Origin of the sequence: Inquilinus sp. YAF38 (assembly GCF_052113205.1) — a bacterium.
Lineage (GTDB): Bacteria > Pseudomonadota > Alphaproteobacteria > DSM-16000 > Inquilinaceae > Inquilinus.
This window is the reverse complement of record NZ_JBFRCU010000152.1, coordinates 1-9,116: the sequence shown is the minus strand read 5'-3', so window position 1 is coordinate 9,116 and position 9,116 is coordinate 1. Positions and strand designations below refer to the sequence as shown.

Here is a 9,116-nt window from a genome sequence, read left to right as displayed (position 1 = left end):
GCGCCTGCTGGCCCGGCTGGGCCGCTTCTTCGCCGGCAGCGCCTCCGGCGAGGCCGTCGACCCGGCAGCGATGGAGCGCGAGCTCGCGGCCGGCGACGATCCGCTCGCGATCGACGGCCTGGCCTGGCTGCAGGCGATCCGCGGCGACCTGCCGGCCGCCTACGCCACGCTGCAGGCGGGCGGCCGACGCTTCCCCGGCGACCTCGACATCGCCATCAGCGAGGCCACGGCGGCGCAGGTGCTGGGCGACCGGGAGGGGATGCGGCAGGCGGTCGACCGCGCCCTGGCGATCGACCCGGACGACCCCGAGGCGCTGCGCATGGCCGCCAACTACAAGGTCGCCTTCGCCAATGACCCGGACGGTGCGCTGGCCCTGCTGCGCCGCGCCACCGGCGAGGCACCGGGCAATGCGGACGCGTGGAACGACCTCGGCATGCTGCACGACATCCGCGGCGGGCTGGTCGAGGCCGATGCCGCGCTGGAGAAGGCCGCGGCGCTCGACCCCGACGCCGCCAACATCCGGGTCAACCAGGCGATCCTCTATATCGAGGCCGGCATGGTCGACCGGGCCCGGGCGCTGTTGGGCCAGGCCCGGGCGATCGATCCCGACTCCGGCATCACCCTGGTCGGCGAAGGCATCCTGGCCTTCGAGACCGGCGACATCGACGGCGCGCTGGACAAGTTCCTCGCCGCCTCGGCCGCCAACCCGGCCTCGTCGGAGAACCTGCAGGGGCTGGCCGCGGCGCAATACGCGCTGGGCGACACCAAGCAGGCGAAACAGACGCTGGAGAATGCCGACCGGCTGGACCCGAACGATCCGATGGTCCCCAACATGCGGACCATCATCGCCATCGACGAGGCCGAGGCCGACGAGGCGATCCGCAACGCCCGCGAGATCGCCGCGCGCGCCAACCAGGGCAGCCTGGCGCTGAGCACTGCCAATCTCGGCAATCGGCTGGGACCGCCGCTGCTGGCGGCCTATGCCAATCTCGGGCTGATCGACTGGGGCCGCTATTACAACGACCGCACCGACGACCCGTTCAGCGCCGCCAGCTATCTCGGCCGCTCGGTGCTCGCCCAGCCGACCGTGTTCGGCGCCGACCCGGCCGTGCCGGACGCGGCGGCGCTGTCGTCGGAGATCCAGTCGCTGCTGCTGGACCCGACCCTGGCGTCGTCGCGGCAGCGCCGGACCGACCTGCTGCCGCGGCCGTTCCTGGACGCGCAGCTGACCGGCGGCATCGTCGCGGTCGGCGACACGCTCGGCCACAGCGAGGGGGTGGATATCGACGGCTACACCATCGCCCCGATCCCGCTGGCCTTCCGGGCCAGCTTCGCCCGGGTCGACAATGACGGCGACGACCATGGCGACGACAGCGACAGCTGGACCGGCAGCGCCCGCCTGGCCGGAAAGCTGGGGCTGGGCGGCAGCTTCGCCGCCTGGATCGACGGCGGCGAGGCCGGCAGCGAGATCGCCGGGACGCTGTTCGCGCCCACCCCCTTCGCCAGCGAGCGCACCAGGGCAGTGTCCGGCGGCCTGGCCTTCGGCTATCGCCTGGGCGAGCGCAGCCGCCTGACCGCCATGGTCCAGCGCAGCCATGTCGAGCGCCGGGATTTCAACCGCACGCTGCTGAGCGACATCCCCGACGTCGATTTCCCGGAGATCGTCAGCTACGACATCCGCGCCGACGACATCATCAAGCAGCGCAGCGACACCACCATGGGCGGCCTGGCCCATCTGTGGGGCACGGGCGACATCACGGTGCAGTACGGCTTCGAGGTGCTGTCGACGCGATCGACCTTCGCCTTGGACGAGACCGCCTGGAGGTCGATCAAGATCTTCGGGCGAGAGGTGCAGTCCGATCAGTTCAGCGACACGACCCGCAGCGAGACCGACCAGACGCTGGGCCGAGTCTTCGCCTATGGCCGCTGGACCCCCTCCCCCGACCTGCGGATCGATTTCGGCACCGGCATCGTCCGCGCCGACAAGGGCGGGCCGGTGCCGGAGGTGGTGCTGGAGCCGCGGCTGGGCGTGGCCTGGTCGCCGGTCGAGGGGCACTGGCTGCGCGCCGCCGTCCAGCGCGGCGCCAAGACACCGGGCAACCTGACCCTGGCCCCGGTCGACACCGTCGGCATCCTGGCCGACACCCTGCCCCTGGACGCCGGCGGCGTCGCCACCAGCTACACCGCCCGCTGGGAGGCGGAGTGGACGCCGCACATCTTCACCAGCCTGGAGGGCCAGCACCAGGAGCTGGAGAACCTGTCCTTCGCCTATCCCTCGACCCAGCTGGCCACGGTCGAGGTCGAGCGCGGCCGCACCGACCGGGTCACCGCCGCCGGCAATCTCTGGTTCGACGGCGGCATCGGCATTTACGGCTCGGCCTCGCTGATCCGGTCCGAGGTCACCGAGGGGATCGACGACGGCAAGCGCATCCCCTTCGTGCCGGATTGGACGGCGCGGATCGGCGCGGTCTGGGTGCATCCACTGCAGATCCGGGCGCAGATCGAGCGGGTCTGGGCCGGGCCGCAATCGAGCGGGCCGGGGCTGCCCGAGATCGACGGCTTCGGCAGCACCAACATCGCGATCAGTTGGGAGCCGCTGGACAAGCGCCTCGCGCTGGGCTTCGTGATCCGCAACCTGTTCGACGAGGAGTACGACACCGCCTTCGGGGTCGAGGCGCCGGGCCGGCTGATCGCCGCCACTGCGTCGCTCCGGTTCTAGCGGTCTGACCGGAATAAAAGCACCATTAAAGGATTATTTTCTCTGATACCGCGTAATCCCGCGTGATGTGAGGCTTGTATTCTGTTTATAGTCCTTCGACCGAAATACAACACCGATTATCAGAGGAATGTTGGGGCCATCAACGTCGGCGGATGCTACTTTGTAGCTTCTTGGAGTTCAGGTGACGGGATGGCGTCCGGTCCGACTACCTGCTAAATTGCGATCATTCCCTACAAACCATGGGCCATATTAACATTGCCGGTGAAAGATGGATACAGACGAGCTCGAGTCCTTGTTAGACGGAGCTGAGGAAACAGACCGAATTGAATTCAAGGCAGCGATCGACTGGAATAAAAATATCTTTGTAAAAGACATTTTAGCTATGTCAAATATTCAGGATGGTGGCAGAATTATTGTCGGCGTTGCAGATCAAACGTTCGCTCGTCAGGGCTTGAGCGAGACTCAGATTGCAACATACGCGATTGATCACATGAGAGATCAGATTGCACCGTTCGCCGATCCACTTGTAATTTTCACCCGCCATGTTGTTGAAGATCGCAACGGGCTCAAATACGTTGTCATCGACGTGAGCCCATTCGAAACGATTCCAGTCATTTGTCGGAGAGATGGTGCTGATGTCCATCAAGGCACAATATATTTCCGTAGCCGCGCTCGGCGTCCTCAAAGCGCCAGGATCTCCAACTATATGGAGCTCAGAGACGTCATCGACACAGCCGTGAGTCGCGGCATGCGCAGGATGCGCAGGATGGGATTTGCGGCCGAACAGGAGCCTGCCTACGACTATGATGCAGAACTCGGGGGGCTTTAATGCGTGACGGATTGCTAGATCGGATCACTGAGAATGGGTACTGGCGCGTCAACGTCCGCCCGCTTCAACCTCTCGACAACAAACTTTTGCTAGCTCAGTGCCGTGAAATTGTTGAGAAATCCCGCGTATCCCTGCGAGGATGGGATTATCCCCACATCAGCCATGACAGCGAACATGGCGGCAACGACAATGGCGATGAATTTGCTCAGAATTGGTGTGATTGGTATCATCATATAGAGTTTTGGCGCATGTATCGTAGTTCTCAGTTTCTTCACTATAAAGCTCTAACAGAGGATATTCGTACCGGCACTCAGAGACGTCCGAAGGGCCGCGTGATCAGCGTCATTGGCGCAATCTGGTTCGTAACAGAGGTTGTCGAATTTGTACGCCGCCTGTCCACAAGGAATCTCTACTCTGCTGGCGTCGAACTCAGCATAACGTTGGGAAACACGGAAAATCGCCAATTGTGGATGGATGATGATCGTGTTCCGTTTTTCGACACAAAAATGACGACAGCATCGTCCATCGTAATAGATCGAAAAATTCTGTCGGACTCCCTCGAAGGGGACGCAATAGACGAGTCGAATTATATAGCGATCGAACTATTCGATCGATTTGGATGGAATCCAGATCAATCCCTCATCCGGTCCGATCAGAATAGACTTTTCAGGAAGCAGTTCTAAGCCGCTAGTTAAAGGCATGGCGAAGGGCCGGGTCCATGGGAGCCTGTGGCTGCCGCTGCTGCTGGCGGCGCTGCTCCTCGCCGGCCTCGTGCCCCTTGCAGCATCGAATGGCTGGCAGGTGGTGGAGAACCGGGCCTTCGACCTGTTCTCGACCTACGACCCGCCGCGGCCGGCGGCGCACAGCGCGGTGATCGTGGCGATCGACGAGCCGTCCTTCGCCGAGATCGGCCGGCAATGGCCCTGGCCGCGCAGCGTCCATGCCGGGCTGGCCCAGGCACTGCGCCGCGCCGGCGCCAGGCCGATCGGCTTCGACATCGTCTTCGCCGAGCCGTCGCARCCGGCCGAGGATGCCGCCCTGGCCGCGGCCCTGGCGGGCGACACGGTGCTGGYGGCGGACATCACCGCCATCGCCGACCAGCGCTTCGAGCAAAGAATCCGGACCGAGCCGCTGGCGCTGCTGCTGGCCGGCGGCGCCCGCTCCGGCGTGGCCTCGGTCGATCTCGATTCCGACGGCGTGCTGCGGCGCCTGCCGAACGTGCCCGACCCGTTCGCCGGGGTGCTGGCGCGCCTGGCCGGGCACGAGGCCGCGCCGCCGCCCGGTGCGCTGCTGCAGTATTTCGGGCCGCCGCGCAGCTATCCGACCGTGTCCTACTATCAGGCGCTGGAGCCGGAGACGATGCTGCCGCCCGGCTTCCTGTCCGGCAAGGCGGCCATCGTCGGCTTCAGCCTGCAGGCGGTGCCGACCATCACCAGCGGCGGCGCCGACGCCTATGTCACGCCCTATACGGTGAAGACCGGGCGCCTGACCGCCGGGGCGGAGGTGCAGGCCACCATCCTCGACAACCTGGTGCACCGGCTGTGGATCACCCCGGCGCCGGCCTGGCTGTCGCCGACGGTGCTGGCGGCGCTGCTGCTGGTTGCGCTTTTCGGCACCCGCCGGCTGGGGCCTGTGCCGTCCCTGGCCGCCCTGGCGCTGCTGGCGATCGTCATCGCCGCCGGCAGCTACGCCCTGCTGCGCTTCGGCCGGGTGTGGCTGCCGCCGGTGCTGCCGATGCTGGGGACGACTGCCGCCATCATCGTCCAGGGCGGCTACGGCTTCGCCCGCGAGCAGGCGCAGCGCCGCCGCATCACCCGCGCCTTCGAGCACTACCTGGCGCCATCCATGGTCTCGCGCCTGGCGCAGGATCCGGGCCAGCTGCAGCTGGGCGGCGAGACCCGGGTGCTGACCGTGCTGTTCTGCGACGTCCGCGGCTTCACCACCCTGTCGGAGCGAATGCAGCAGGATCCGCAGGGCCTGACCCGCCTGCTGAACCGGATCCTGACGCCCTTGTCCGAGGCCGTGCTGACGACCGGCGGCACCATCGACAAGTTCATCGGCGACTGCGTCATGGCGTTCTGGAACGCGCCGCTGGACGACCCGGACCACGCCGCCCATGCAATCGAGGCCGCGCGCCGGATGCTGGCGGAGATCGCGGCGCTGAACGACACGCTGCAACGGGAGGGGCTGGCCGGCCCGATCGCGATCGGCATCGGCATCAACACCGGCACCTGCGTGGTCGGCAATATGGGCTCGGACCGGCGCTTCGACTATTCGGCGCTGGGCGACAGCGTCAACCTCGCCTCGCGGCTGGAGGGCGCCTGCAAGCGCTACGGCGTCGGCACCGTGATCGGGCCGGACACCGCCCAGGCCCTGGACGGCCGCGCGGCGCTGATCGAGCTCGACCGGCTGGTGGTCAAGGGCCGGACAGAATCGGCCGCGGTCTTCACCCTGCTCGCCCATCGCAGCGCCGAGGACGGCGTCTATCAGGCGCTGGACCGCCAGCATGAGGCGGCGCTCGCCGCCTATCGCGCCCGCCGCTGGGACGAGGCGCGGACGGCCTTCCTGCGGTGCCGGGAGATCGAGCCGTCACTGTCGGCGCTCTACGACCTCTATGCTGTGCGCATCGCGGAGCATGAGCGCAGCCCGCCACCCGAGGACTGGGCCGGGGAGACGATCGCCGCGGAGAAGTAGGCAGGGATTACCAGCCGGTGCCATACCATGAAGTGAGCCGACGGCAACGGAGACCAAGGTGGACCGACTCTACGACGACCCGGATCTGGTCAGCTTCTACGATGTCGAGAACGCCTGGTCATCCGACCAGGACTTCTGCCGGTCGCTGGCGGAAGGCCGCGCCTCCGTGCTCGACCTCGGCTGCGGCACCGGCTGGCTGGCGGCGGATCTGGCGGGCGGGCGCACGGTGTTCGGCGTCGATCCGGCGGAGGCCATGCTAGAGATCGCCCGCGCCCGCCCCGGCGGCGACCGGGTGAGCTGGGTCCGGGGCGACGGCCGCAGCGTCCGGCTGGGCCGGCGCTTCGATCTGATCGTGCTGACCGGCCATGCCTTCCAGGTGTTCCTGACGCCGGAGGACCAGCTGGCGGCGCTGCGCACCATCGCAGCGCATCTGGCGCCGGAGGGCCGGTTCATCTTCGACAGCCGCAATCCGGCGCGGGAGGAATGGCGGGAGTGGACGCCGGCGGAGTCAACGCGGCGGATCGAGCATCCCCGCTTCGGCCCGGTCGACGCCTGGAACGATGTCGAGCACGACCCGGCCACCGGCATCGTGACCTACGGCACCTTCTATCGGATCGTCGCCGACGGCCAGATCCTGTCCTCACGCTCGCGCATCGCCTTCCCGCCGCGCGACCAGCTCGAACGGCTGATCGGCGAGGCCGGGCTGGCGGTCGACACCTGGCTGGGCGACTGGACCGGCGCCCCCTGGACACCGTCGTCGCGCGATTTCATCCCGTTGGGGCGGCTGGCCTGAGATCAGCGCATCCGGTCTCTCGTCAGCGGAGCCGGGACGGCCGTACACGCCGCCACAATCGTTCGGCCGGGACGATCACGAGCGCGAGCCCGAACTGCCGCGGTCCGGGCGCTGTGTCGAGATGGGGCAGGCCATAGGCTTCGAGGTCGGCTGACGCTGCCTGCAAGGCTGTATCGACGCTGGCCGGGTCGCCCGGCCGGTAGCGATACCAATGGTCCTGGCCGCCGGGGCGGAGCTGCCCGATGCGGAGCGGACGCAGCGCCGGGTCAAGCCGCGACACCCAGTCGTCCTCCAGCACCATCCGCCCTGCGGCGGCGCCGGCGACGTTCAGCGTCGCGGCGAGGTTGATGGTGAAGCGCGAGTCCAGCGTGCTGTTGGTCTGAGAGCGCTGCAGGTTCACCTGATGGATGAAGAGTCCCCGCCGCCGGCTCCAGGTGCTGCCCCGCCGCGTGAAGCCGGCGCCGCGCAGCCGGGGCGCGAGATGGCGGTTCAGGGCGTGCTCGAAAGGATCCATGGGGCGGCGGCGACTCGTTGGCTGCGGCCAGGGTCGCCCGCCATGATGTCGAAGGTATGTCGGCCAGCCGACCCGGCATTACCCATGCGAAAAACCGGCCTCCCTCACGGGGGCCGGCTCGCACACCAGCATCGGCAGGCGCCCCGCAGGGCGCCGCGCGATCAGGACTTCTTCAGGCCGAACGCCTCGAAGCGCCGGTTGAACTTGGCGACCTGGCCGCCACGATCCACCAGCTTCTGCACGCCGGTCCAGGCCGGGTGCGACTTCGGGTCGATGTCGAGACGGAGGGTGTCGCCCTCCTTGCCGTAGGTGCTGCGAGTCTTGAACTCGGTCCCGTCGGTCATCACGACGTTGATTTCATGGTACTGAGGATGGATATCGGTCTTCATGGCCCGGCGGCTCCGCACAAACGAGGGGGCCGTATACGCGACCCCGCCGCGGATTGCAAGGGATGCGCAGGACTCAGGTCGACTCCTCGAGCACCGTGCCCAGCCGGGCCAGCAGCGCCTCGGCCTCGCCAGGGCCGTAGGGCTCGGCGGTGCCGGCGCCCCAGACCGGTCCCGGCCAGGCGGCATCACCCGCCAGCCGCGCCAAGACATGGACGTGGAGCTGCGGCACGACATTGCCGAGCGCGCCGATGTTGACCTTCATCGCCGGGAACACCGCGGCCAGGGCGCAGGCCGCCAGCATGGTCTCCTGGTGCAGGACCGCCTGGTCCTCCGGCGGCAAGGCGTGCCACTCCACCGCCCTGGCCCGGCGCGGCACCAGCAGCAGCCAGGGGAAGCGGCGGTCGTTCATCAGCCGCACCTGCGACAGCGACCAGTCGCGCCACGGCAGGGTCGAGGCCGCGATCCGTGGGTCGAGGACGAAGCCCGAATCCTTCGCGGCGCTCATGACGGCAGCCCGGTGCGACGGCGCAGCTCCGGATCGCGGATGCTGAGCTCCTGCCCGACCAGGTCCTGCGCCTCGGGGCCGCACAGCCAGGCGATGACCCGGGCCGGGTGCTCCGGCGGGGCGTGCGCCTCGCGCGGCATGCGGCTGACCGGGTTGATGCCGGAGGCGCGGATCTCGCCCTGCATCCCGGTGTCGACCGTGCCCGGGCGGAAGCCGAAGGCGCGGATGCCCTGGCCGGCATATTCGAGATGCAGCGACCGGGTCAGCATCGCCAGCCCGGCCTTTCCGGCGCAGTAAGCGCTCCAGCCCTCATAGGCGTTCTCGGCGGCGCCGGAGCTGACATTGACCACCGTGCCGCCGCCGGACGCGATCATGCCCGGCAGCGCCGCCCGCAGCACGGCATAGGCGCCGAGCAGGTTGACGGTAACGTTGCGGGCCCAGTCGGCGGGGTCGCAGTCGAGCAGCCGGCCGATCGGCCCGACCATGCCGGCGTTGTTGACCAGGATGGTCGGCGCGCCCAGCGCCTCGGTCGCCTGCCGGACCAGCGAGTCCGCCCAGGCGACGTCGCCGATGTCGCCGGCGATGGCCACGGCCCGGCCGCCGGCGTCGCGCAGCTCGCGGGCGATGCCGTCGATCTCCCCGGCCGAGCGCGCGGTCAGCGCCACCGCCGCAC

General features: G+C 68.1%; 9 protein-coding genes. 5 read left to right on the top strand and 4 right to left on the bottom strand.

Annotated features, from left to right (window positions below; translation table 11 throughout):
- The 5 genes from AB4Z01_RS35040 to AB4Z01_RS35020 all read left to right on the top strand — a co-directional run.
- A partial coding sequence (locus AB4Z01_RS35040) for a TonB-dependent receptor domain-containing protein (RefSeq protein ID WP_441701312.1) occupies nucleotides 1-2,719 on the top strand: 2,719 nt, incomplete at its 5' end.
- 268 nt (nucleotides 2,720-2,987) lie between these two features.
- Nucleotides 2,988-3,548 (top strand): AlbA family DNA-binding domain-containing protein, encoded by a 561-nt coding sequence (locus tag AB4Z01_RS35035; protein WP_441701310.1) that lies wholly within the window; start codon nucleotides 2,988-2,990, stop codon nucleotides 3,546-3,548.
- Nucleotides 3,548-4,231 (top strand): hypothetical protein, encoded by a 684-nt coding sequence (locus tag AB4Z01_RS35030; protein WP_441701309.1) that lies wholly within the window; start codon nucleotides 3,548-3,550, stop codon nucleotides 4,229-4,231. The genes AB4Z01_RS35035 and AB4Z01_RS35030 overlap by 1 nt, the downstream gene beginning before the upstream one ends.
- 16 nt (nucleotides 4,232-4,247) lie before the next feature.
- Nucleotides 4,248-6,242 (top strand): CHASE2 domain-containing protein, encoded by a 1,995-nt coding sequence (locus AB4Z01_RS35025; protein WP_441701307.1) that lies wholly within the window; start codon nucleotides 4,248-4,250, stop codon nucleotides 6,240-6,242.
- A 58-nt stretch (nucleotides 6,243-6,300) separates the two neighbouring features.
- Nucleotides 6,301-7,035: a class I SAM-dependent methyltransferase gene (locus AB4Z01_RS35020; protein WP_441701305.1), complete on the top strand. Its 735-nt coding sequence runs from the start codon at nucleotides 6,301-6,303 to the stop codon at nucleotides 7,033-7,035.
- A 22-nt stretch (nucleotides 7,036-7,057) separates the two neighbouring features.
- On the opposite strand, the gene AB4Z01_RS35015 is transcribed toward AB4Z01_RS35020, so the two are convergent.
- The 4 genes from AB4Z01_RS35015 to AB4Z01_RS35000 form a co-directional block, all read right to left on the bottom strand.
- Entirely contained in the window at nucleotides 7,058-7,549 is a 492-nt protein-coding gene (locus AB4Z01_RS35015) for a DUF4304 domain-containing protein (protein ID WP_441701304.1), read from the bottom strand.
- A 161-nt stretch (nucleotides 7,550-7,710) separates the two neighbouring features.
- On the bottom strand, nucleotides 7,711-7,938 hold the full coding sequence (gene rpmE / locus AB4Z01_RS35010; protein WP_429229227.1) for a 50S ribosomal protein L31: 228 nt from the start codon (nucleotides 7,936-7,938) through the stop codon (nucleotides 7,711-7,713).
- Between the two features lie 73 nt (nucleotides 7,939-8,011).
- Nucleotides 8,012-8,443 carry an HIT domain-containing protein gene (locus tag AB4Z01_RS35005; RefSeq protein WP_441701302.1) on the bottom strand — a complete coding sequence of 144 codons (432 nt, stop codon included), beginning with the start codon at nucleotides 8,441-8,443 and terminating at the stop codon, nucleotides 8,012-8,014.
- The coding region (locus AB4Z01_RS35000; RefSeq protein WP_441701301.1) for an SDR family NAD(P)-dependent oxidoreductase at nucleotides 8,440-9,116 on the bottom strand (677 nt) is incomplete at its 5' end. The genes AB4Z01_RS35005 and AB4Z01_RS35000, both read right to left, overlap by 4 nt.